The sequence below is a fragment of the Marinobacter sp. DSM 26671 genome, from assembly GCF_900112835.1.
Taxonomy (GTDB): Bacteria; Pseudomonadota; Gammaproteobacteria; order Pseudomonadales; family Oleiphilaceae; genus Marinobacter; species Marinobacter flavimaris.
This window is the reverse complement of record NZ_FONF01000023.1, coordinates 15,926-39,843: the sequence shown is the minus strand read 5'-3', so window position 1 is coordinate 39,843 and position 23,918 is coordinate 15,926. Positions and strand designations below refer to the sequence as shown.

Genomic DNA, 23,918 nt, shown 5'->3' with positions numbered 1-23,918 from the left:
AGGTCCGGTTATGTATCCGGTTTCAGCGATCCAGCCCTGGTGCATCCGGCAGCTCTGGGCGTTCCGGCCGCTCCGGTAACTCAGGCTTACCCTTGATCAGCTCCCGGGATTGCCTGGCTTTTTCGGACATGGACTCACCAAACTCGCGCCCCCTTTCTCGGGCTTCACTCGCCGTATCCAGCCCTCGAGAGCCAGACTCACCCGGATTCTCGGGTTTTTCGATAGCGCGGGGCAACTCGATTTCCCGCACGACCGAATCGGTGAGTTCTGCGTCGTCAGTCACCATTCGCATGGTAACATCCAGATCATCATTAGCCAGTGTTGTTGCAGGGACCCAAAACCCCAACATCAGCAATCCGACCAGCCTGGCACTCAATAAGAACCTGCAACCTGTCATGATTCGGGATCCTCGACCGGGCGTTGTGGATATTCGGGAATCGGGGCCCGAAAGGTTTTCTGGCGATCTCCGGTGTCCAGTCGGGCCACCAACTCACCGGCACCGGGAAAGAGGAGCTTCAGGGGCAGCGACAGGACGTTCTCCCCAGCGTTCAGGCTCACCTGCCAGCTAAGCTCCCGATGCCCCGGCCAGGAAGCCAGTTCCACATTCGGTGGCAGCTCCAAGGTAAGCGTAACGTTTTCCAGAGCCTCACCCGAACGGAAGGCAAGGCGCACGGTTTTCTCAACAGGTTCGGCAATCCCGTTTGCCGACTCTTCAGCGGCACTGTCCGAGGACGCCGAGGACGCGACAACAGGCTGGGCGCTGTCAGTCACATCATCGGGCTGGAACAGAAAGCCCAGGCCGATACCCAGGGCAAGAGCCGCCGCAATGGCGCCACCCAGTGCCCCGTGACTCCATCCGGACTCCGGTTTCGCTTCGCCTCGGACAGAGGACAAAACACGGCTGTGAAAATCAGGAGAAGGCCCAGGGACTCTGAATTGCTCCTGCAACGCCCGGTTCAGAGACCGCTCCGAGGCAAGCCACCCTCTGCACGACGTGCAGGCAGCAACGTGCTCCTGCACCCGGTCACGGGCGGGGGCGGAAAGCTCATTGTTGATGTAGTCGGGTAGATCCACCCGGATTTCATTGCAGGACATTGTCTTCACCTCACTCCCCCACACGTCCGGCCGGCTCGGTTGGTTCCAGCTCCCGCTGCAATTTCTTTCGCAGGGCGGCCCGACACCTGTGCAATCGCGATTTCACGGTTCCCAACGGGATGTCCAGCACCTCCGCGATGTCTTCCTGGCGCCAGCCGTCCACATCATGAAGCAACAAAAGAGTTCGCTGATCGGGCGTCAGAGTCATCATGACCCGATCCAACGCCGGTCCAAGGCGCGACTGCTCCAGTTGCAGATCCGGGCCAACACTGTCGGATTCAAGGCTGTCCAGCCAATCGGCCTGGCTTTCACTGCCTACCAGCTCCGTCAACGGGCGGTCACTCTGTCGGTTCTTACGCCGCACCTGATCAATAAACTGCCTGTAGAGCACCCGATTCAGCCAGGGCCTTAGCTGGTCAACGCTTTCCAGCTCATCAAGCTTTGGGAATAGCTTGACCACCACATCCTGAACCAGATCCTCAGCATCCTGTTGCTGACCCGCCAGACGGTAAGCAAACCGGTACATCGCATCCAGATGGGGCCGCACCAGGGCGTCAAAACGCCGGGACTTCGAGGGCTTGAAAGGAAAAATTGCCAAAGCCGTTGTTTACCTGCGTGGGTTCATGCCAGCGGCGCAGTCTATCTCAAGTCGCCGGGCCGATGCATTGGCCGCGTTCCCGATCTGACGATTCAACGGTTGCCCGGACATTAGGGAACGTTAACAAAATTTCCGGAACTCTGCCCTCTACCGCAGCGTGAGGGTGGAGTCAGGTAGCGATGTTGCTTCGCTATGAGTCCAGCAAATAAACCTTGGAGGTTTATATGAAACGTTCGATCCGCATTTTCACCATTTCGGCCCTGGCTGCAGGTATTGCCGCCTGTGGCGGCAGCGGTGACGGAAGCAGCACTGCTTCTACCGGCACGGTTAACGTAGGATTAACCGACGCGCCTGTAGATAACGCCCAAGAAGTCAACATAGAAGTCGAGGCATTGGTACTGCAACACACCAATGGTGACCGGAAACGTTTTGATTTCGACATGGCGGAACCAGTAAACCTACTTACATTGACCGGCGGAACCGTGATGTCCCTCTTGGCAGATGAAGAGGTTACTGCCGGCGATTATTCCTGGATGCGCTTGGAACTAGGCGATGGCAACACGATTGTTATCGATGGTGGCGTATTCGATCTGACAACTCCTTCAGCCCGAGGCGTTCAAACCAGCGGATTCATTGTGCCTGCAGGCGGCGAAATTAATCTGACCATCGACTTTGATGTGAGAAAATCGATCGTAAATCCTCAGAACGATCCTGACGTTTACCGATTAAAACCGGTTATTCGGCTGGTCGACAATTCGGAGGTAGGTACCATTGCGGGAACAGTTGCTACAGAAGTCATCAGCAATCTTTGCAGTGATGCGAGCGTCAGCTCACCGGAAACGTATAACGGCAGCGTGTATATTCATGAAGGCTTCGATGTTGAACCAGATGATATCGGTAGTGATCAAGAGCCTCTTGTTGCCGTTCCGGTAAATTACGATGGCGATCAGTTCGCTTTCACTGCAGCATTTATACCCGAGGGCAATTACACGGTCTCATACACCTGCGATAATGATGAGATCGAAACTGCAGAAGGTGAACCCTCCGATGATGAACTCAGCTTCATCACCGGCGACAGCCAGGTTGAGGTAGTTAGCGGCGAGACCTCCACAGTCGATTTCGAAGCCTCAGCTCCGGAATGACCACAAAAAAGAGGGGCATAAGCCCCTCTTTTTTGTTTACAACATATTTATAGCGCTGCGGCCCTTTCCTCCGCCTGATCCGCACCCGCCACATTACCTCGAGCCCGGCGAATATCCGCCAGCAACAGCCAGCCGGCTCTCTGCAGCCGAATATCACTTCCCGCCAGGGACAACCCCTTCAGGGTGAACTGCTCCGCTGAGCCCAACTTATTACCCGCCACATAGGCCTCGGACAACTTGAAATACACCTCCGCAGATCGGGGGGCGATCCGCTGTGCGCGCTCGAGGCGTGCGATAGCGCCAGAGATGTTACCTTGGGCCAACAGCTGATCGGCCTCACGTACCAGGCTGAGCGCCGCCGGTGAGAGCCCATCCCCGGTTTCCCGATAGCTAGGGGAGCTGGACCGGGCCGGTTCCCGGGTTTCCGGAGCCACCTCTGGCTGTTCGCTCTTGCGCCACACGGGGGCTTCGCTTTCTTCGCTATCAGTACTGGTTCTGGGTGGTTCCGGCGCCTTGGCCGGCTCACTGCCGATCGGCACGTAGATTCCGCCTCCTGGCCCGGAAGCACAACCGGCCACGGACAGCAGCGTGGCGATCAGGGCAGTCCTTAACGAAAGTCGGTCAATCATTGAAACAGTCCTTCAAACCAACCCCGGATTCGACGTTCCAGAGTTCCGGAGCATGAAATTGTCTGCGTGGGTTCACTACCAGCAATGTAGGGCAGCAGACGGGCATTGTCGCAGTATTCGTCTGTGAGTGCCTGCTGCTCCGAATTCACCCAGTGATAACTGACCCCGTCGGGTACCACCGGCGAGAAGCCGTGCTGGGGAACCTGCGCCATAAACCTCGACCACACCGGCAGAGCGCCACTGGCCCCGGTCAGTGAAGTTGGCCCGTTATCATCCCGCCCAACCCAGGCCACCGCAAGCAGGTCGCCACTGAACCCGGCAAACCAGGAGTCCCTACCATCATCGGTGGTGCCGGTCTTGCCGGCAAGACTGAGCTCTTCAGGCACGGTGTAATAGGCAGAGCGTCCTGTCCCCTCCTGCATGGTTTCCTGCATTGCGTATTGCACCAGGTGCACGGCGGCGGGATCGGCCACTTGCTCAACTTCAAGACTGTAACGGGATAGCGCCTCACCGCCGGCGTCCGTGACTTCACGGATCGTGCGCAGCGGCGTATTGAAGCCGGATGTCGCCAGCCCCTGATAGATCTGCGCCACGGTCACCGGGCTCATGGAAACCGAGCCCAGAAGCATCGACGGGTAACGTGAAATCGGGGTATCGACGCCGAACGCTGTCAGCGTCTCCTGCACCCGATCCACTCCGATATCCAGCCCGACACGCACGGCAGGCAGGTTGTAAGAGTGGGACAGGGCCTTGTGCAGGGGTACTTCGCCCCGCTCCTCGCCATCATAGTTCTTGGGCTGCCAGCGTTTGCCATCGTCGAATTCCAGGGTAAAGCTCTTATCCAGCACCGGTGTGGTCAGGGTATACCTCTCCGGCTCCTGCAACGCCGACAGATAGATAAACGGCTTGATCAACGATCCGATGGGACGGTTGGCATCCAGTGCCCGGTTGAACCCGGCAAATTGCGGGTCGCGGCCACCCACAAGTGCCAGCACTTCCCCGGAATCCTTCGCAGTGACTACCAGAGTCGCTTCCAGCGCCTCGGCATTCTGCCCACCGCCCAGCCTCGGGAGGGTATCGGTTACCGCATACTCTGCCGCGTACTGAATCGCCGGGTTCAGGGTCGTGAAAATCCGCAAACCTTCACTGCGCAGATCCTCTTCCTTGTAATCGCGGGCAAGGTGTCGCCGAACCAGATCGATATAGGCCGGGTACCGATTTTCCGAATACGACGGGCGCTCACTGACGCCCAGCGGCAATCCACGAGCCCTGGACGCGCGCCCCGGCTCAATGAGGCCGGCCTGTTCCATTTCAGAAATCACCAGATTCCGCCGCTCGGTTGCGCGCTCCGGGTGGCGGCGCGGATTGTAGTAACTGGGGCCTTTGACCATGCCCACCAGCAAAGCGATCTGGTGCACATCCAGATCCTTGAGGGATTCGCCAAAATAGAACTGGCTGGCAAGACCGAAACCATGAATGCTGCGCGTACCGGCTTGTCCGAGGTAGACCTCGTTCAGATAGGTTTCGAGGATATCGTCTTTTTCATAGTGCAACTCCAGGAGCACCGACATCAGGGCTTCGTTGGCCTTTCTCACCAGCGTCTGCTCTCGAGTCAGAAAGAAGTTTTTCACCAATTGTTGAGTCAGCGTGCTGCCACCCTGAACGATGCGCCCGGCCTGGATGTTGGCAAGCATGGCCCGGCCAATAGAAAGTGGCGCGATGCCGAAATGGTCGTAGAAGTTACGATCCTCCACCGCCATCAGAGTGGTGGGCAACAGGGCCGGCACTTCATCCAGCTGAACCAGCACCCGGTCCTCCTTGTGCGCCGGGTAGATGCCGCCAATCTGCGCCGGCTCAAGCCGCACAATCGGGGCATTATCGCCTTCAATCACCGAAAAGCCCTGAACCCGATCGCCAGATATCATCAGTGAGATCCTGCGCCTGGGTTCATCGCCGTCCGGGAAGGAAAAGCCCCGGGTACTGATCACAAAGCGATTGCCCGTGCGCTGGTAACTGCCGGATTTCCTGCCGTCACCCTTACGGAAACCGGAGAGGCTCAGTTCCCTCTCCAGGGCACCGGCACTGACGCTGGCGCCATCGAAAAGCTCCAGAGGGCGCGCGTAAACCCGGGACGGAACCTCGAAACGCCGGCCCTCGAAACGGGAGGTCACCACGGCATCGAGGTAAACCATCCAGCCAGCCAGCAAAACGAGACCGATGGCACATAACCGGAACATAAAACGCCAGAACCACGGCCGGCGACCGTTGTTGGAGGAACGTCTGGAGGGCTTTCGCCTGGGGCTGGAAGATGCTTTGGATTTTTTCATGCCGCGATTATAACGAAGGGAGCGGTGAGGAAGGCAGGCCATCCGTGTGTTATTTCTGTAATCTGCCCGTTATGATAGAGCAAGAAAAATCAATGGGTTCAGGGAACGCGAGGAGAGCACGGTGAGTGAGACATCCCCAGGCAATCTGATTCTGGCCATGCAGAATCCAGACCTGTACGACCATCCTGTCGATGGTTTCCAGGTTATCGAAACTCACATCTCACAGGTGATCCTGACCGGTGACTACGCCTACAAGATCAAGAAGCCCATGGATTTCGGCTTCCTGAACTTCTCCACCCTCGATCGCCGAAAGCATTTCTGCGAGGAGGAGCTCAGGCTCAATCGGCGACTGGCCAACAAACTGTATCTGGAGGTGGTACCCATCACCGGCACGCCCGACAACCCCATCCTCGGTGGGGAGGGAGAAGCCTTCGAATACGCCATCAAGATGCGTCAGTTCGGCCAGGAGCATCTCTTCGATCGCCTGCAGGAACAGGGAAAGCTGACGCCCGAACCACTCACGGACCTGGCCCGTCAGGTCGCGGCCTTCCATGAGCAGCTACCGCCTGTGCCGGACGACAAGCCGCTTGGCACTCCGGAAGCCGTATTCGCCGCCATGCAGGAAAATTTTGACCAGATCCGGCCGATGATTGACGATTCGGATCTGCTCATGCAGCTGGACAACCTCCAGGCCTGGACCGAATCCACCTTCGAGCGCCACCGGGAGCTGATTGCCCGTCGTCGCGAAAGCGGCATGGTGCGGGAATGCCATGGCGACCTCCATCTCGCCAATATCACCCGCTTCGAGGACGCGGTAACGGTTTTCGACTGCATTGAGTTCAACGAACCGTTCCGATGGATCGACGTGATCAACGATCTCGCGTTCCTGTTGATGGATCTGGAGTCCCGTGGGGAGAGCGCCCTTGCCAATCAGGTGCTCAATACGTACCTGGAATACCGCGACGACTTCGAAGCCCTGCCCTTGTTGCCGCTTTATAAGGCATACCGGGCTATGGTGCGCGCCAAGATAGCCCTGTTTACCATGGGGAACCCGGGGCTCACCGATGCTGAAAAAGCCGACCTGATGCAGCGCTATCGAGCCTACGCCCAGCTGGCCGAGGATTACGGCACTATTCCGAATCACTATCTGCTGGCAACCACCGGGCTGTCCGCCAGCGGCAAGACCTGCGTCAGCGCCGCCATGGCCAATGAACTGGGGCTGATACGCCTGCGCTCCGATGTCGAGCGCAAGCGCCTGCACGGACTGGCCCCTCTCGACAGCTCCCGCTCACCGACCGGTGGCAATCTGTATACCGAGGAAGCGACAGAGAAAACCTATCAGCGGCTGGCGGAGCTTGCCAGTCACGTTCTGGCAGCCGGTTTCCCGGTGATTGTGGACGCCGCCAGCCTGAAACAGAAAGAGCGGGCCCTGCTGGCATCGATAGCCGAAGATCAGGGTGTGCCCTTTGCCCTGATCCATTGCGAGGCGCCGGAAGATCTGCGCCGGGAGTGGATCCGCAATCGCAAGGGCGATGCCTCCGAGGCAACCGAGGAATTGCTGGACGCCCAGCAAACCTGGTTTGAACCGTTAACCGCGGAGGAGAAGAGCCACACCATCCACCTGCACACTGACCAGGAGCATGTGGCAGAGGCGGTGGCCGACCGGATCCGCCAACATCTGGGTATCCCCGGCGGCAAGGCCGACTAAGAACAACAACTGGCTCCCACTGGCGAGCGCGAGGTTCGATATGGACGATAAAAGCGAACACGAAGTACATCAGATCAGCCACCCGCTCTACGATATTCTTCGTAGCGAGGACATGCAGGCGTTCAATGCCGAAAAGGCAAAGCTCACAGAGTTGCCCAGTTTCGCCCATGGCGATTTCCGGGGTCTGGATCTGAGGGGGATGGATGCCAAGGGACTGGATTTCCGCCACGCCTACTTTCGCGGTGCCGACCTGCGAGGTGTGGACTTCTCGAAATCCAGGATGGAAGGCTCAAGCATCGCCAGCGCCAAGATTTCCGGCTGCTATTTCCCGCACCGCCTGGAAGCTGATGAAATCGTCATGTCCCTGAACCACGGGACCCGCATGCGCTACGCCATATTGCCGAAATGAGCAGTAACCCGAATTCCTGGCAGCCCGTCTGTCCGGCATCCGAGCTGACATCGGGCCAGTTTGTCGAATTCCGGCTCCGGGAGAAGGCCCGGGAGCCGGAAGGCATGCCGTTAACCGGCTTCCTGTTCCTCGATGGCAGCACGCCCCGTGCCTATCTGAATATTTGCCCGCACCTGGGCGTTGAACTGAACTGGATGCCGGGGCGATTCATGGATTCCGACAACCTGTTCATCCAGTGCTCGACCCACGGCGCCCTGTTTAAGCCGGCCGACGGCGAGTGCATTGCCGGCCCATGCCAGGGCGATGCGCTCACCCAGCTGGACCTGCGTGAGCGGGACGGTCAGATCGAAATCAGACTTCCAGAATAACCGGCACCGATTCGGTCAGGGTCAACACACCTGTTGGCGTGCCGTCGCTCTCGCTCAGATCGGCACGATAGGCGATCACTTCCACACCCGCATCGCAGGCCTCCCGAAGCAGCTCACCGTATTTGCGATCAATGTGGTCGGCCGGGCGGACGGTTTGAATGCCGGTGTGATTGACCACGAATAACAGCACCGCGCGATCACCCTGCCGGACCTGGGCCATCAGTTCCCGGAGGTGTTTCTGGCCGCGCTCGGTCACCGCATCCGGGAAGAAACCCTGACCATCCTCCGCCAGCGTGACATTCTTGACCTCCACCCAGGCATCGGCGGCGGTGTCGTGGCCAGACAGCAACAGGTCAATCCGGCTTTTCTCGGCGCCATATTTCACCTCGGCGCGGCACTCCGGGTAACCGGCCAACTCAACCACGGTACCCGTCAGCACGGCCTCCCGGGCCTGGCTGTTCGGCCGGGCGGTGTTCACGCAGGCCAGTTGCCCGGGCGAGGTTTCCACCAACTCCCAGGTGTACTGGAGTTTGCGCTTGGGGTTATCGCTATGGCTAAGCCAGACTCGCGCGTCCTCCGGCTGACAGCCCAGCATGGAGCCGGTGTTCGGACAATGGGCCGTAATTTCTGAACCATCCGGCAGACGCACGTCTGCCAGAAAGCGTTTGTAGCGGCGGATAAGCCGGCCTTCAACCAGCGGTTCTGGAAACTTCATGTGATCTCCGTACAAAAGTCGATGTCACAAGGCTGGCACCCCCGTGACTAATCTGCTATTTTCCGCAAATTCCCGTTTCAGGACGAATGCTTCATCCAGGGTACAACCGCGCAGCCACGGGGGCTCACGCGGAGGGAAGCAAACCGTTCTTGTGAAGTACAAACAAGAGGCCGGGTTCAATGGCAACTACTGCAGAACAACCACGCGAACGTTTTACCAACTTCACCCCCTATGAAATGAAGAAGGGTGAAGAGTACATGAGTGCGGAAATGCTCCAGCACTTCAAAGATCTGCTGCTGCAATGGAAGCAGGAGCTGATGGAAGAAGTCGACCGCACCATGCACCACATGCAGGAAGACGCCGCAAATTACGCGGATCCCAGCGATCGCGCAACCCAGGAGGAAGAATTCAGCCTGGAGCTGCGTACCCGCGACCGCGAGCGGAAGCTGATCAAGAAGATTGACCAGACCATCGACCGCATCGACAAAGACGACTATGGCTTCTGCGATCAGTGTGGCGTGGAAATCGGTATCCGCCGTCTGGAAGCTCGACCAACAGCCACCCTGTGCATCGACTGCAAGACACTGGCCGAGATTCGCGAACGCCAGACCGGCATCTGAGCCTACTACGCAACAGCTGCCGGTTGGGGCTCTTCCCAGCCCCGCCGGCTGACTGACCGCCATGAACAACCCTCACTACCGGGGCCGGTTTGCGCCCTCTCCGACAGGCCCGCTGCACTTTGGCTCCCTCGTTACCGCACTTGCCAGCTTTCTGGAAGCCCGCAGCCAGGGCGGCCAGTGGTTTATCCGCATTGAAGACCTGGATCCTCTGAGAGAGCCGCCGGAGGCGACCGGCCAGATCATTGCCAGCCTTGACGCCCACGGGCTGTTTCCCGACGAGCCGGTACGCTTTCAATCCAGACGTCACGACGCCTATCAGCACGCCGTTAACCGGCTGCTTGAAAGCGGCTACGCGTATCGTTGCCAGTGCTCGCGCAAGGAATTGCAGGCCAATGAGGGGCGCCACCCGAACCAGTGCCGCACTCGCACAGAAATCGACGGTGACCGGCCATTCGCAATCCGCTTTGCCCTCGAAGACGAAGACTGCCACTGGCAGGACCAGCTGCTGGGACCCCAGCACCAGACGGTGCAAGCAGAGCTTGACGATCCGGTCATCCTCCGCAAGGAGGGGTTCTACGCCTATCAAATGGCGGTGGTGGTCGATGACATTGATCAGGGCATCACGGACGTGGTGCGTGGTTCGGATCTGCTGGACATGACGGCGCAGCAGCAACAGATTTATCGTGCCCTGGGTGCTCTTCCTCCACGCTGGCTTCACATCCCGGTCATACTCAACGCGCAGGGGCAGAAGCTGAGCAAGCAGACCCATGCGCCAGCTCTTGATGATGACAAGCCTGTCGACAACCTGTTCATGGCGCTCGTTGCTCTTGGTCAGAACCCGCCTGCCAACCTTGCCAGCGGTTCGCTGGATTCGCTGCTGGAGTGGGGCCGGAGTAACTGGCGACGGGGCGCCATCCACCTGACATCCCGGTGAGGGACATGGTATAAAGCCCTTCTCACACCTCAGCGCGGATAGCATGCCTGATGTATATCTACCGTCTGGTCTTCCTGTTGGTACTGGCCATCTATATCTTTTCTCCCAACATCCTTGACTGGTGGACTTCGCCGGGAAACGTCTGGTATAGCCCCTACCTTATCTGGGCCGGGCTGATCGCCATCGGTTTCTGGCTTGAATGGCGGCGGGACCCCAATGAGTTTTAGTCCCTCCGGCCTGCTGCTCGCCAGCCTCCTGTATCTGATTCTGCTGTTCGGCATCGCCTGGTTTACCGAAAAAGGCATGGTCCCCCGGCGCTGGGTTCGCCACCCCCTGGTTTATGTGCTCAGTCTGGGTGTCTATGCCGGCATATGGGCGGTCTACGGCGCGGTTGGTATGGCCGCCGAATCCGGCTACGGCTTTCTGGCTTACTATCTCGGCATCAGCGGCGCTTTCCTGCTGGCGCCTGTGCTTCTGAACCCGGTCATGAGGATCGGACGCGCCTATCAGCTCACGTCCCTCGCCGATCTGTTTGCCTACCGCTACCGAAGCCAGTGGGCTGGCACCCTGGTCACCCTCTGCTCCGGCGGGGCCATTCTGGCCTTGCTGAGCATGCAGATACAGGCCGTCGCCACCTCTGCCAGCATTCTTGCGCCGGACACATCGCCTGCGGTAATCAGCGTGATGTTCAGCTTGATCGTGGTGCTTTTCGCCATGCTATTCGGGGCAAGGCGCGACCAGAACTCGGAAAACCATCAGGGACTGGTGCTGGCCATTGCTTTTGATTCGCTGGTGAAACTTGTGGCATTGCTGGTGCTCGGGGGCGTCATTCTCTTCGGGGTCTTTGACGGCATGAGCGGACTGGAAAGCTGGCTGGACAACCGGACGTCGCCAGCCACAACCATGACCCTGAGCATTGACGACGGCAGTTGGCGGGCACTGATGCTGATGTCCTTTGCTGCTGCTCTGGTACTGCCACACATGTACCACATGACCTTCAGCGAAAACCCCTCGCCCAAGGCCCTGGCAAAAGCCAGCTGGGGCCTGCCACTCTATCTGTTGCTGCTCGGCCTGCCGGTGCCCCTGATTCTCTGGGGAGGCCAGGAGCTGGCGGTGACCACAGGGCCCGGATTCTTTGCCATCGGGGCAGCCCAGGCCATGGAAAGCCCGGCACTGACACTGCTGATGTACATTGCCGGCCTGTCAGCGGCCAGCGGCCTGATGATCGTCAGCACCCTGGCACTGGCGGGCATGGCGTTGAACCACGTGGTGTTGCCCCTGAAAACCCCGAAAGACCAGGGCGATATCTACCGGTGGCTGCAGTGGATCAAGCGCCTGCTCATCGCCGTGATCATTTTCCTGGCGCTGCTGTTTCATGAAGTTGTCGGCAAAAACCTCGACCTGTCCATTCTCGGCGCCATTTCCCTCTCCGGCACTTTGCAACTGCTGCCCGGCGCCCTGGGCGTGATTTACTGGCCCGAGGGCAATCGCCGCGGCCTGATCGCCGGCCTTGTTGTCGGGCTGGCCATCTGGGTGGTGACGCTCGTGCTGCCATTCTCGCACACGGCCAATCTGCTGGCCTGGCTGGATGCGCCACTGATACCGGACTACAGCAACTGGCATATCTTCACGTTCGTAAGCCTGACTGCCAACATTACCGTGTTTGCGCTGATTTCCATCCTCAGCACCAGCACCAGTGAGGAGAACAGCGCAGCCCAAGCCTGCTCACTGGGCGCACTGTCCCGTCCGCAACGCCGTGAATTGCTGGCCACGTCCTCCAGTGACTTTGTGAGACAGTTAGCGGAGCCGCTGGGCTACGGTGTGGCGCGGCGAGAAGTGGAGCGGGCACTGGGCCAGTTGAAACTGCCCAATGTGGAGTATCGGCCGTACCAGCTCAGGCGACTGCGCGACCAGGTGGAAATAAACCTGTCTGGCCTGCTCGGCCCCTCCGTGGCCCGGGACATGGTCAAGCGCCATCTCGGCTTCAAGCCCATGGCCCAGGGCGGCACTGCCCAGGACATCCGCTATGTAGAACGCGCCCTCGGCGACTACCAGAACCGATTGACCGGCCTGGCCGGCGAGCTGGACAACCTGCGCCGGCATTACCGCCAGACCCTTCAGAACCTGCCGATTCCTGCCTGCTCCGTGGGCGAGGACGGTGAAATCCTGATGTGGAACCACGCCATGGAGGCGCTCACCGGCATCACCGCCGATGACGTGGTCGGTGCCAGGCTGATGGCACTGCCCGAGCACTGGCACCTGCTGCTTGATGACTTCAACCGTGGCCCGGACCTGCATCGCTACAAGCATCGCCTGGACCTGCGTGGCAAACCCCACTGGCTGAACCTCCACAAAGCGGCCCTGAGCGGACCGGACCACACCGAAGGTGGCAGCATTATCCTGGTCGAGGACCAGACCGAAACCCGGCTACTTGAGGACGAACTGATGCACAGCGAACGGCTGGCATCGGTGGGAAGGCTCGCCGCCGGTGTCGCCCACGAGATCGGGAACCCGGTCACCGGTATCTCATCCCTGGCCCAGAACCTGAAACTGGAAACCGACAACCCGGACATCCTGGACACCGCTGACCAGATCCAGCAGCAGACCCGGCGCATCTCTACCATTTTGCAGTCGCTGATGAACTTTGCCCGCACCGGCAATCATGCCCAGGCCAACCGGTACGAGCCGGTAGCGATTCATCGCTGTGTGGAAGAATCGATCAACCTGCTGTCGCTCAGCGACAAGGGCCTGGGGATTCACTATGTCAACGACTGCCCGCCCTCTTTGCAGGTTCTGGGAGATGAGCAGCGTCTGGTCCAGGTATTCGTCAACCTGCTGGCGAACGCCCGCGATGCCTCACCGGAAGGCGGTACCATCCGGGTCAGTGGAAAGGGCGATGGCTACTCCGCTATCATCGAGGTGGTTGATGAGGGCTCCGGTATTCCCGGGGATCAACTCGATCATATCTTCGAGCCGTTTTACACCACCAAGGCCCCCAACAAGGGAACCGGTCTTGGCCTGTCGCTGGTGTACAGCATTATTGAAGAGCACTATGGCAACGTTCAGGTGGAAAGCCCGGCTAATGCCGACACCGGCCGCGGAACCTGCGTGAGGCTGAGATTGCCAGCCTACGAACCGGAAACCGGCACTATTGCCATCAGCCAGAACCAAAGGTCTTGAGACTGTTATGCCTCGCATTCTGATCGTGGAAGACGAAGACATTATTCGCTCGGCAGTGCGCAAACTGTTGTTGCATGCCGGCTATGAGGTCGCCGATGCGGCCTCCGTTGAGGAAGCCGAGCAGAACCACGAACCCGATCAGTTCGATCTGATCATTTCCGACCTGCGCCTGCCAGGCGCAGCGGGCACCGAACTGATCAATCGCGCACCCAACACGCCAGTGCTGATCATGACCAGCTATGCCAGCCTGAGATCAGCGGTGGACTCCATGAAAATGGGCGCCGTTGAGTACATCGCCAAACCGTTTGATCACGATGAAATGCTGGCCGCGGTCGAAAACATTCTGGCCCGGAAACCCGCCGGCCGGAATTCGGGTGACGACTCGGCACCAGCCCTGGAAACGCCGGAAAGCAGCGATCCTGCCAACATCATGTTCGGCCAGTGTGAGCCAATGCAGCGGGTGTTCACGCTGATCCGTAAAGTAGCGCCGACAGAAACCACTGTCCTGATCCAGGGCGAATCAGGAACCGGCAAGGAGTTGGCGGCCCGCGCCCTGCACCTGCTCAGCCCCCGCGCTGCCAAGCCGCTGATTTCGGTCAACTGCGCGGCCATCCCCGAAAGCCTGATTGAATCGGAACTGTTCGGGCACGAAAAGGGCGCTTTCACCGGCGCGGTATCGGCCAGGACCGGCCTGATCGAGGCCGCCGATGGAGGCAGCCTGTTTCTGGACGAAATCGGCGAACTGCCGGCCGAAGCCCAGGCACGCCTGCTACGGGTTCTGCAAGAGAGCGAGATCCGGAAAGTCGGCTCCACCCAGAGCCGTACCGTCAACGTGCGGATGATTGCCGCCACCCACCGAAACCTCAAGGCCATGACGCGTACCGGGGAATTCCGGGAAGACCTCTACTACCGGTTGAACGTCATGCAGATCCGTATCCCGCCGCTGCGTGAGCGCCAGAGCGATATCCTGGGACTGGCCCGCCGCTTCCTGAAGCGCCAGGGCGAGAGAATGGGCAAGCCCGATCTCAATCTAAGCCCCGAAGCCATGCGCGCCCTCGAACGCCATCGCTGGCCGGGAAACGTACGGGAACTGGAGAACGCCATTGAGCGCGCAACCATCCTGTGTGACGGCGACGTGATCACGCCCTCATTGCTGGACCTGGACAGCGAAGGCAGCGACGAATACATCCCCGAGACTCTCGTGGACGGCAACAACGAGCAGACACATACCCGGGAGGTAGACGCGTCCAACGATCTCTCCCTCGAAGATTACTTCCAGCATTTTGTTCTCGAGAACCAGGACCGCATGAGCGAGACAGAATTGGCCCAGAAACTGGGCATCAGCCGAAAATCGCTCTGGGAACGTCGCCAGCGTCTCGGCATACCCCGGAAAAAATCCTCTGGCAACTGAGTCCGGCATAGTATGAACCCGGGCTCAGTTGTTACCTCATGTTCCTGTCGGTAACACTCCTCACGAAAGTAACGTGACCTCAGTAACACTTAGGTTGAATACGGGGTAACACTTATGGCCTACAAAATCGTAAGGCCCTGTTAATAAAAGAAATTCAAAAACTGGCACATGGACTGCAACCTATTTGGCGCACAACAACAAAAACAAGAGTGACAAAGCAGCGCCAACAACAAGAACAAAAAGCTGCAGGATGCGTTCGGTAACAAAAACAACAACAGAACGTGAGCGAACTGAGTGTTTTGGGTACTTTGCTTTTTAGTGGTCCCATGGCACGTGCGAGTTGTAGATGTAGAGAAGAATCACCTTCCAGGTGACGCTGCAGCTACTGTAGCCCCGCCCGATGTCTCTGACCGCTCTGTGTATTCAAAGCTTTCCGTTTGCACTGCTGAGATGCCCCTACATTGGGGATATGCAGTGGGGTACAAAAATCAAGAAAAATCCCGGCAAAAACAAAAACAATGCAGATCGTCAACGCTTTGAGGGCGGATTCGTGAAAACGGATCCGCCTTTTGGTTTTCTGGGTCCCGGAACGGTAATCCACGGCAAACGTGTGCAAATCCTGCTCAAACCGTTAAACTCTCGGTTTTTGCTCATCGCAACCACGGATTTCAATGCCTAAATCAATTTTTACTCTCGTCGAGCAATCGGTCGAGAAACTCCGTTCCATAATGCCCGGCAACGGAAAAAAGAAAGCCCGCACCTACCAGCGACGGGAAATCCCGAGGGACCAGCACAACGTCTCCCGCTCGGTTATCAGCGACCCTGCCAAGAAAGTTCTGCATCGCCTGAACAAATCAGGCTACGAGGCCTACCTTGTGGGTGGCGGCGTCAGGGATATCCTGCTGGGCGGAAAACCCAAGGATTTTGACATCGCAACCAATGCCACGCCGGAGGAAGTTCACGACCTGTTCCGCAACTCCCGGTTGATCGGACGGCGTTTCCGGATTGTCCACGTGGTGTTTGGCCGTGAAGTCATCGAGGTGACCACCTTCCGGGGCAACGCCACGGAAGCCGATGCCGAGGCGGATGAGGACGACCGCAGAACCAGCGAACATGGACTGCTCCTGCGGGACAACGTCTACGGCAACCAGGAAGAGGACGCCCTGCGTCGCGACTTCACCGTCAACGCGCTTTACTACTGCATTCGCGACTTCACCGTTATAGATTTCGCCAACGGCATTGAGGATTTGCGCAACCGGCAGCTGCGACTGATCGGCGACCCGGAAACCCGCTACCGCGAGGACCCGGTACGCATGCTCCGCGCCATCCGTTTTGCCGCCAAGCTCGACTTCGACATTGAGCCCGAGACTGAGGCCCCCATTGGGGAACTGGCGCCACTGTTGACCCACATCCCGCCGGCTCGTCTGTTTGAGGAAGTACTCAAACTGTTTTCGGCCGGCCATGGTGAGGCCACCTACGACTTGCTTAACCGATACAATCTTCTCGAACCGCTGTTTCCGGAAACGGCCCGCGCCATCGAGAACGGCGAACCCGATGAACTGATACGCCAGGCCCTCAGAAACACGGACGCCCGGATTGCCCAGGGCAAATCGGTCACGCCTTACTTTCTGTTTGCGGCCATGCTCTGGCCGGCACTTCAGGCGGAATGGCATCGCCGGCAGGACAACGGTGATCCCGTGCAGCCGGCACTGCATGGAGCTATCGGAAAAGTGATTGGCCGCCAGGTACAGGCAACCTCCATTCCCAAGCGCTTCTCCGGGCCCATGAAAGAGATCTGGGAGCTCCAGATGCGCCTGCCCCGCCGACAGGGTAAGCGGGCCTTTGCCACCATGACCCACCCCCGGTTCCGTGCAGCCTACGATTTCCTGCTGGTTCGTGAGGCGTCTGGCGAGATTGAGCCAGGGCTTGGTCAGTGGTGGACCGAGTTCCAGCAGGAGGACGAACGTGGCCAGGAACGGATGCTGTCAAAACTGAGCAACGATGCGCCCAAAAAGCGCCGTCGCCGTAAAACGGTCAAGCGCCCCGCACAACAATGATGACAGATGTTTTTATTGGTCTTGGCAGCAACCTGAAAGATCCGGCTGCTCAACTGGCCAGGGCAGTTTCCGCCCTGGCCACCCTGCCGGAAACCGCTCTGGTAGCCCAATCCCCTTTTTATGCCAGCCGCCCGGTCGGTCCCCAGGACCAGCCGGACTTCGTCAACGGTGCCGTCTGGCTGAGAACGTCCCTGCGACCACACCAGCTGCTGGACGAACTGCAGAGCATCGAACAGAAACACGGCCGGGAGCGGCTCAGGCACTGGGGGCCCCGCACCCTCGACCTGGACATACTGGTGTTCGGCGACCAGGTACTCGACGATGAGCGCCTCACCGTACCTCATCGCGAGCTCCCGAACCGGGACTTTGCACTCCAGCCCCTGCTGGACCTGAAGGCCGACCTGACCCTGCCTTATGGCACCTCCATTGCCCAACTGCGCAGCCAATGCCCCGACAACGGCTTGCGCAAGCTTCCACCGGCGGATTACCCTTAACACTTTAATGCCGACACCCCGGCACGCCCAGGCCCATCCACCCAAAAGGCAAGGATTCTATGGCTGTTACCATCAATACCCTGCGTGAGTTCAAGCAGAAGGGCGAAGCCTTCGCTGCCCTTACCTCCTATGACGCCACCTTTTCCCAGGTGGTCAGTGAAGCGGGCGTTCACGTAATCCTTATCGGCGACTCCCTCGGGATGGTGCTTCAGGGGCATGACAGCACCCTGCCGGTGACCATGGACCAGATGGTGTATCACGTCAGCTGCGTGGCCAAAGGAAACCGTGGGTCCCTGATCATGGCCGACATGCCCTTCATGAGCTACGGCACGGTCGAGTCTGCCCTGGAGAACGCAGCGGAACTGATGCGCGCGGGCGCGCACATGGTAAAACTCGAGGGCACGGACTGGATGAAAGAAACCATTACTGCTCTGACCGAGCGCGCCGTGCCCGTGTGCGCACATCTGGGCCTCACGCCGCAATTCGTCAATAAATTTGGCGGCTACAAGGTCCAGGGCCGTGACGAGAAAGCGGCGGAGATGATGATTGAGCACGCCTGCGAACTGGAAGCCGCCGGCGCCGATGCCATCCTGCTGGAGTGCGTTCCCGCGCCGCTGGCGGCACGCATCTCCCAAGCCGTCAAAGCACCGGTCATCGGGATAGGTGCCGGGCCAGACACCGACGGACAGATTCTGGTATTGCACGATATGCTGGGCATTACCACTGGCCGTAAGCCACGATTCGTCAAGAACTTCCTGGCTGAAACAGATTCGGTACAGGAAGCCCTCCAGGCCTACGTGAAAGCCGTAGGCGAGCGCTCATTCCCCGCTGAGGAGCATACGTTCAAGGCATGAGAACTGTACATTCTTTGAAAGAATTGAGAACCATCCTCCGCGGCTACCGGCAGCAGGGCAAAACCATCGGCCTGGTACCCACCATGGGCAACCTGCACGAGGGCCATATCTCCCTCGTGCGCAAAGCAGCGGAGATGGCGGATGTGGTGGTTACCAGCATCTTCGTGAACCCGATGCAGTTCGGAGCCGGCGAAGATCTCGAGACCTACCCGAGAACCCTGGCTGAAGACCAGGACAAGCTCGCCTCGGCCGGTAACACACTGGTATTCGCGCCTTCCGCCGAGGAAATCTATCCGGAAGGGCTGGCAAGTCAGACCCAGGTGGTAGTGCCGGATGTCAGCGACGGCCACTGTGGCGCCAGTCGCCCGGGTCACTTTGAGGGCGTAGCCACGGTGGTCACCATGCTGTTCAATATGGTGCAGCCGGACTTCGCTGTATTCGGCGAGAAGGATTTTCAGCAACTGGCCGTGATCCGGAAAATGGTCCGGGATCTGATGATCCCTGTTGATGTGGTGGGCGGCCCCACGGTGAGAGAGGACGACGGCCTGGCGAAAAGCTCGCGCAATGGTTACCTGACGCCCGAGGAACGGCAGATTGCGCCAGCGGTCTACCAGACTCTGCAGGCCACGGCGGCCAAGATCACCGATGGTCGTACAGACTTCCAGGCCCTGGAAAGCGAAGCTGAGCAGAGTCTCGGGGACGCAGGGCTCAGGCCGGACTACTTCAATATCGTCAACAGTCAGACACTCAAACCGGCCACGGCTGAAGATCGGGAGATTACCATCCTGACGGCAGCTTTCCTGGGCACCACCCGCTTGATCGATAACCTGTCCCTGACCCGATAAGCCAACAGAAAAGGAACCTCTGATGCCCGCACATCCTGAAGTACTGACCTCGAAACCCGAATGGCAGACACTGAAGGAACATCGGCAACGCCTGGACGGCGTTCTCATGAAGGACCTGTTCAACCAGGATCCCGGGCGGGCAAAGCGTTATTTCATTGAAGGCGCAGGGCTGTCACTGGATTTTTCCAAGAATCGGATCACTGACGACGTGCTCGACGCGCTTCTGGCACTGGCCAGCAGCTGTAACCTGGAAGCACGGCGGGAGGCCTTGCTCAGCGGAAAGAGAGTCAACGTTACCGAAGATCGCCCTGCCCTGCACACGGCATTGCGCAACCCGGGAACCGACGCCATCACCGTTGACGGCGAAAACGTGGTCGCCGAGGTGCAGCGCACCCTGCAACGCATGGAAACCCTGGTGGAGGAGGTGTTGGGCCAACACCGCACCGGGTACACCGGCAAACCTTTCACCGATGTGGTAAGCATCGGTATCGGCGGCTCCTACCTGGGCCCGAAGCTGGTTGGCGAAGCCCTTCAACCTTACGCCCAGGCCGGCATTCGCTGCCATTACGTGGCCAACATTGATGGCACCGAGATTTGCGAGGCTCTGCGCCAGGTCAATCCGGAAACCACTCTGTTCCTGATCCAGTCCAAGTCATTCCGCACGCAGGAAACCCTCGAGAACAGCAAAGTCGCGAAACAGTGGTTTCTGGATCATTGCGGGGATGAACAGGCGGTCTCGCAGCATTTCATGGCCGTGACGGCCAATGTGCCGGCGGCGCAGGACTTCGGTATCGATCCGGAGAACGTCTTCCCGATGTGGGACTGGGTGGGCGGCCGTTATTCACTGTGGTCAGCCATCGGCCTGCCCATTGCCTTTAGCGTTGGCATGACCAACTTCCGGGCCCTGCTGGCCGGCGCCCATGCCATGGACCAGCACTTTCGTGAAGCGCCGCTGGCAAAGAATCTGCCGGTGGTTATGGCCATGCTGGGCATCTGGTACAACAATTTCTGGGGTGCCGAGACCCACGCGATACTGCCCTACGATCATTACCTGCGCAGCCTGCCAGACCACCTCCAGCAGCTGGATATGGAAAGCAACGGCAAGAGCGTTACGCAAGCGGGCACCCCACTCGCCTGGCAGTCCGGCCCGGTCATCTGGGGCGGCGTCGGTGCCAATGGCCAGCACGCCTATCACCAGCTGATCCACCAGGGCACCCGCCTGATTCCGGCGGACTTCATCATACCTCTGAAAACCCACAATCCGGTGGCCACCCATCACGCCGACCTGTTTGCCAACTGCCTCAGCCAGTCCAGGGCCATGATGGCCGGAAAATCACTGGAAGAAGCCAGGGCCGAGCTGAAAGCCGAAGGACGGGATGAAAGCGAGATTGAACAGCTTGCGCCACACAAGGTGATCCCAGGCAACAAGCCAAGTAACACGCTGACCATGGAGAAGGTGACACCCGAGACTGTGGGCGCGTTGATCGCGCTCTACGAGCACCGCACCTTTGTGCAGGGGGTTATCTGGGACGTGGATTCGTTTGACCAATGGGGTGTGGAACTCGGCAAGCAACTGGGTAAAGGCATCCTGCCGCGGCTATTGGGCGAGGAAGATGGCACCCAGGCCAGCGACAGCTCGACCGATCACCTCATCGAGCTGTTCCGCTCAACCGGCAGCGTGTGAAATCTGCCGACCCTGCCAGCTGAAGCCCACCGGCCAGAGCTTCTGGCCAGTGTCGTACTCCCGCCATAGCTGGCCATAGGTTTTGCCGCACACCGGGTGCTCTGCTTCAGGCGCTATGTCGGCCAGTGGCCGAAGCACGAAAGCGTTTTTCAGGATTTCACCCCTTGGCAGTTCAACGCCATCGATGCGCCCGACGGCACTGCCATAGGTGAGAATATCGAGGTCCAGCGTTCGCGCACTGAATTTAGGCACATCCCGACGCCGGCCGTTGTCCGCCTCCAACTGTTTGAAACGCTTCGAAAGCTCGGCAACCGACAGGGACGTATCCACGCCCACTACGAGGTTCAGGAAGGGCGAGCCATCAAACCCGACCGCTTCGCTGTCGTAGACCGGGGAGATAATCAGCTCGCCAAACCATGCCGAGAGCGCATCGAGCGCTGCCCTGACGTAGCGTTCCCTGTCGACATTGCTGCCAATACTGATGTAAACCCGAACGGCCGCTGCCATCACCGGACTCCCCTCTCGATTTGCACACCCACCGCCTGTGCCGTAGGTACGGCCCCCGGCTTGCGTATCGCCAACCGAAGCCACGTGATGCCAAATTCATCCTGCAAGGCTCTGGCGAGCACCTCAGCGCCGTGCTCAAGCAGTTGCGGCCTGAGTGCCTGCAGACAGGTCTCCACCCGAGCACTGACGGCCGCATAATCCAGGGCATCGGCGACATCGTCTGTTCGACCCGGCACCCGGTTATCCCAGGCCATTTCCAGATCGACCACCAGGTTCTGGGTGACTTCCCGCTCCCAGTCATAAACGCCGACCACAGTTTCCACAACGAGGCCTTCGATCAATACAGTGTCTGCCAAGGGTACTCCGGAGTTCTTCCACTCTTTGGTGATTGAATAACGCACAACCAGGGGATACTGTGAAGAGCATGGCCCGCGTTTTCAGGGCGGGCATTTTCGCACATATTGGTTGTATACGTCTTTGCTTCCGAGCCCACAGCATGTTTCCCAGTGACCCGGTTTTAACGGTTTTACTCTGCGCCGCCGCTTACCTGGCAGGTTCAGTGCTGTTTGCCCTGCCGGTCTGCCAACTCTGGAAACTCCCGGACCCACGGGCGCAGGGTTCAGGCAATCCCGGCGCCACGAATGTCTACCGAACCGGCGGATGGCCGCCAGCGCTACTCACGCTTGCGCTGGATGCCGCGAAAGGCTGGTTACCCGTTTGGCTGGCCCATGCCGCCGGTCTTTCCGTAATGGTTCAGGCTGTCGTTGCCCTGTTCGCCGTCACCGGCCACATGATCCCGATCTTCTATCGATTCAAGGGTGGAAAAGGGGTCGCGACGGCGCTCGGGGCCGGTCTTGCGCTGGCGCCGGTCACAACGCTGCTGATGGCCGCTATCTGGATGCTGGTAATCTGGCGCTGGCGAATATCCGCCCTCGCCTCACTGATAGCCATTGTCTGCGGCCCGCTGATCAGCGCCTTCCTTGAACCGGAAACCCTGCCACTGTTCGGCCTGCTCGCACTTTTGATTGTGGTTCGCCACCGCAACAACCTCATCCGGCTCGCCCAGGGACGGGAAACCGGACTTTAATGATCAGTCCACCAGACCGGTTGAGCGAGGTTCGTTAATGGGCGGCAGCGTGTTCATTGGCCACCGGGGCACTGCCACAATCCGCTCGCCGTCCTGCTGGCCGGCCTTCATGCGCTGGGCACCGGCGTAGGCAATCATTGCACCGTTATCCGTACAGAATTCCGGCCGGGCGTAGAAAACGCGGGCTTTGAGTTTGTCGGCCATTTTTTCCAGGCCCGCCCGTAACCGTTTATTGGCGCTCACCCCTCCGGCTATGACCAGCCGCTTGCAGCCTGTCTGTTCCAGGGCCCGGCGGCATTTGATAGTGAGCGTATCGACCACGGCGGCCTCGAACGCCAGGGCAATATCCGCGCGGGTCTGGTCCGTCAGCCCCTCCGCCTCACGAGCAGCATTCACGGTATTGAGCGTGAAGGTTTTCAGGCCGCTGAAGCTGAAATCCAGGCCGGGACGGTCAGTCATCGGCCTCGGGAACCGATAACGGCCCTCTGTGCCTTTTTCCGCCAGCGCTGCCACCCGCGGTCCACCCGGGTAGTCCAGACCGAGCATCTTGGCGGTCTTGTCGAAGGCCTCACCAGCGGCGTCGTCTACTGATTCTCCCAGCATTTCGTATTCGCCAATACCATCAACCCTTACCAACTGGGTATGGCCACCCGAAACAAGCAGTGCAACGAAGGGAAACGCGGGTGGATTATCCTCCAGCATGGGCGCCAGAAGGTGGCCCTCCATGTGATGCACACCGAGCACCGGCACTCCAAGGGCAAACCCCAGCGAATGGGCAACCGCGCCCCCAACCATGAGCGCGCCGACCAGGCCCGGACCCGCGGTGTAGGCAATTCCCTCTATATCGGCACGGCCTTTACCGGCATCCGAAAGCACCTGATCGCAGAGGGGCAGGAGCTTGCGAACGTGGTCACGGGACGCCAGTTCAGGGACGACACCCCCGTAATCAGCATGCATGTCGATCTGGCTGAACAGGGCGTGCCCCAGAAGGGCCGCTTCCGTGTCGTAAAGCGCTACACCAGTCTCGTCGCAAGAGGTTTCGATACCTAGAATCAGCATAATTTCGGGCCACATTGGTTGGCAGAAATGAAAACGACGCGCATTTTAGCAGAAACCCGAAACCCACTGGCAGATTCATCGAACAAACATTGACCTTGCCATAACGCAGGCGCTATCATTGCCGCCCTAAAATATGCACTGGTCGAGTTTTAGCCAATCTGACCAGGAATCGAGAACCGGTCTGGCCTCGCCAGA

The 23,918-nt window shown here is 59.2% G+C and carries 25 protein-coding genes; 16 read left to right on the top strand and 9 right to left on the bottom strand.

The features are described from left to right. Window positions 1-22 precede the first annotated feature (22 nt). The 3 genes from BM035_RS19040 to BM035_RS19030 are packed head-to-tail and all read right to left on the bottom strand — an operon-like array spanning window position 23 to window position 1,693. Entirely contained in the window at window positions 23-397 is a 375-nt protein-coding gene (locus BM035_RS19040; RefSeq protein ID WP_092033775.1) for a hypothetical protein, read from the bottom strand. Next, on the bottom strand, window positions 394-1,095 hold the full coding sequence (locus tag BM035_RS19035) for an anti-sigma factor family protein (RefSeq protein ID WP_092033773.1): 702 nt from the start codon (window positions 1,093-1,095) through the stop codon (window positions 394-396). The genes BM035_RS19040 and BM035_RS19035 overlap by 4 nt, the downstream gene beginning before the upstream one ends. A 10-nt stretch (window positions 1,096-1,105) precedes the next feature. After that, complete coding sequence (locus BM035_RS19030; RefSeq protein ID WP_008173164.1) at window positions 1,106-1,693, bottom strand: RNA polymerase sigma factor; 588 nt, start codon at window positions 1,691-1,693, stop codon at window positions 1,106-1,108. A gap of 224 nt (window positions 1,694-1,917) precedes the next feature. Between BM035_RS19030 and BM035_RS19025 the strand changes: the two genes are divergently transcribed. Beyond that, window positions 1,918-2,835 (top strand): DUF4382 domain-containing protein, encoded by a 918-nt coding sequence (locus tag BM035_RS19025; protein WP_092033770.1) that lies wholly within the window; start codon window positions 1,918-1,920, stop codon window positions 2,833-2,835. A 47-nt stretch (window positions 2,836-2,882) separates the two neighbouring features. On the opposite strand, the gene BM035_RS19020 is transcribed toward BM035_RS19025, so the two are convergent. Then, a complete protein-coding gene (locus BM035_RS19020) occupies window positions 2,883-3,464 on the bottom strand; it encodes a tetratricopeptide repeat protein (RefSeq protein WP_008173175.1) in 582 nt (193 codons plus the stop codon). Next, window positions 3,461-5,791 (bottom strand): penicillin-binding protein 1B, encoded by a 2,331-nt coding sequence (gene mrcB / locus BM035_RS19015; RefSeq protein ID WP_092033800.1) that lies wholly within the window; start codon window positions 5,789-5,791, stop codon window positions 3,461-3,463. Before mrcB ends, BM035_RS19020 begins: the two co-directional genes overlap by 4 nt. 157 nt (window positions 5,792-5,948) lie before the next feature. On the opposite strand from mrcB, the gene BM035_RS19010 reads away from it, so the two are divergent. Genes BM035_RS19010 through BM035_RS19000 form a run of 3 tightly spaced genes read left to right on the top strand, consistent with a single transcriptional unit; the run spans window position 5,949 to window position 8,276 of the window. Then, window positions 5,949-7,499 carry a bifunctional aminoglycoside phosphotransferase/ATP-binding protein gene (locus tag BM035_RS19010; RefSeq protein ID WP_441295083.1) on the top strand — a complete coding sequence of 517 codons (1,551 nt, stop codon included), beginning with the start codon at window positions 5,949-5,951 and terminating at the stop codon, window positions 7,497-7,499. 40 nt (window positions 7,500-7,539) lie between these two features. Continuing rightward, complete coding sequence (locus BM035_RS19005; RefSeq protein ID WP_008173179.1) at window positions 7,540-7,908, top strand: pentapeptide repeat-containing protein; 369 nt, start codon at window positions 7,540-7,542, stop codon at window positions 7,906-7,908. Next, a complete protein-coding gene (locus BM035_RS19000) occupies window positions 7,905-8,276 on the top strand; it encodes a Rieske (2Fe-2S) protein (protein WP_092033766.1) in 372 nt (123 codons plus the stop codon). The genes BM035_RS19005 and BM035_RS19000 overlap by 4 nt, the downstream gene beginning before the upstream one ends. Here BM035_RS19000 and sfsA read toward each other — a convergent pair. Further along, window positions 8,260-8,991 carry a DNA/RNA nuclease SfsA gene (gene sfsA, locus BM035_RS18995; protein ID WP_092033763.1) on the bottom strand — a complete coding sequence of 244 codons (732 nt, stop codon included), beginning with the start codon at window positions 8,989-8,991 and terminating at the stop codon, window positions 8,260-8,262. The two genes, BM035_RS19000 and sfsA, sit on opposite strands and share 17 nt — an antisense overlap. Window positions 8,992-9,170: 179 nt before the next feature. Here sfsA and dksA point away from each other — a divergent pair, with 179 nt between their 5' ends. From dksA to pgi, 11 genes are all read left to right on the top strand, one after another. Further along, entirely contained in the window at window positions 9,171-9,611 is a 441-nt protein-coding gene (dksA, locus tag BM035_RS18990) for an RNA polymerase-binding protein DksA (protein WP_008173182.1), read from the top strand. Window positions 9,612-9,672: 61 nt separating this feature from the next. Further along, on the top strand, window positions 9,673-10,545 hold the full coding sequence (gene gluQRS, locus BM035_RS18985; protein WP_008173183.1) for a tRNA glutamyl-Q(34) synthetase GluQRS: 873 nt from the start codon (window positions 9,673-9,675) through the stop codon (window positions 10,543-10,545). Between the two features lie 50 nt (window positions 10,546-10,595). Continuing rightward, window positions 10,596-10,772, top strand: a complete 177-nt coding sequence (locus tag BM035_RS22690) for a hypothetical protein (protein ID WP_008173184.1) — start codon at window positions 10,596-10,598, stop codon at window positions 10,770-10,772. Further along, window positions 10,762-13,725 (top strand): ATP-binding protein, encoded by a 2,964-nt coding sequence (locus BM035_RS18980; protein ID WP_014575918.1) that lies wholly within the window; start codon window positions 10,762-10,764, stop codon window positions 13,723-13,725. Before BM035_RS22690 ends, BM035_RS18980 begins: the two co-directional genes overlap by 11 nt. 7 nt (window positions 13,726-13,732) lie before the next feature. Further along, window positions 13,733-15,136, top strand: coding sequence for a sigma-54-dependent transcriptional regulator (locus BM035_RS18975; protein ID WP_008169641.1), 1,404 nt, complete (start codon window positions 13,733-13,735; stop codon window positions 15,134-15,136). 400 nt (window positions 15,137-15,536) lie between these two features. Continuing rightward, entirely contained in the window at window positions 15,537-15,815 is a 279-nt protein-coding gene (locus BM035_RS18970; protein WP_254775540.1) for a hypothetical protein, read from the top strand. Window positions 15,816-15,864: 49 nt separating this feature from the next. Next, window positions 15,865-17,193, top strand: a complete 1,329-nt coding sequence (gene pcnB / locus BM035_RS18965; RefSeq protein ID WP_175497423.1) for a polynucleotide adenylyltransferase PcnB — start codon at window positions 15,865-15,867, stop codon at window positions 17,191-17,193. Beyond that, window positions 17,190-17,687, top strand: a complete 498-nt coding sequence (folK, locus tag BM035_RS18960) for a 2-amino-4-hydroxy-6-hydroxymethyldihydropteridine diphosphokinase (RefSeq protein ID WP_092033756.1) — start codon at window positions 17,190-17,192, stop codon at window positions 17,685-17,687. The genes pcnB and folK (BM035_RS18960) overlap by 4 nt, the downstream gene beginning before the upstream one ends. A gap of 59 nt (window positions 17,688-17,746) precedes the next feature. After that, window positions 17,747-18,541: a 3-methyl-2-oxobutanoate hydroxymethyltransferase gene (panB, locus tag BM035_RS18955; RefSeq protein ID WP_008169652.1), complete on the top strand. Its 795-nt coding sequence runs from the start codon at window positions 17,747-17,749 to the stop codon at window positions 18,539-18,541. Further along, a complete protein-coding gene (gene panC / locus BM035_RS18950) occupies window positions 18,538-19,386 on the top strand; it encodes a pantoate--beta-alanine ligase (RefSeq protein ID WP_053114245.1) in 849 nt (282 codons plus the stop codon). The genes panB and panC overlap by 4 nt, the downstream gene beginning before the upstream one ends. Window positions 19,387-19,408: 22 nt before the next feature. Beyond that, window positions 19,409-21,070 (top strand): glucose-6-phosphate isomerase, encoded by a 1,662-nt coding sequence (pgi, locus tag BM035_RS18945; RefSeq protein ID WP_092033754.1) that lies wholly within the window; start codon window positions 19,409-19,411, stop codon window positions 21,068-21,070. Here the strand turns inward: pgi and folK (BM035_RS18940) are convergent. Both folK (BM035_RS18940) and folB read right to left on the bottom strand, forming a co-directional pair. Continuing rightward, complete coding sequence (folK, locus tag BM035_RS18940; protein ID WP_008169659.1) at window positions 21,053-21,577, bottom strand: 2-amino-4-hydroxy-6-hydroxymethyldihydropteridine diphosphokinase; 525 nt, start codon at window positions 21,575-21,577, stop codon at window positions 21,053-21,055. The two genes, pgi and folK (BM035_RS18940), sit on opposite strands and share 18 nt — an antisense overlap. Further along, window positions 21,577-21,933 carry a dihydroneopterin aldolase gene (gene folB / locus BM035_RS18935; protein ID WP_008169661.1) on the bottom strand — a complete coding sequence of 119 codons (357 nt, stop codon included), beginning with the start codon at window positions 21,931-21,933 and terminating at the stop codon, window positions 21,577-21,579. Before folB ends, folK (BM035_RS18940) begins: the two co-directional genes overlap by 1 nt. A gap of 140 nt (window positions 21,934-22,073) precedes the next feature. On the opposite strand from folB, the gene plsY reads away from it, so the two are divergent. Beyond that, window positions 22,074-22,664 (top strand): glycerol-3-phosphate 1-O-acyltransferase PlsY, encoded by a 591-nt coding sequence (gene plsY, locus BM035_RS18930; protein WP_092033796.1) that lies wholly within the window; start codon window positions 22,074-22,076, stop codon window positions 22,662-22,664. Window positions 22,665-22,667: 3 nt separating this feature from the next. Here the strand turns inward: plsY and tsaD are convergent, their stop codons facing one another. Beyond that, window positions 22,668-23,723 (bottom strand): tRNA (adenosine(37)-N6)-threonylcarbamoyltransferase complex transferase subunit TsaD, encoded by a 1,056-nt coding sequence (gene tsaD / locus BM035_RS18925; RefSeq protein WP_092033794.1) that lies wholly within the window; start codon window positions 23,721-23,723, stop codon window positions 22,668-22,670. Between the last annotated feature and the right edge of the window lie 195 nt (window positions 23,724-23,918).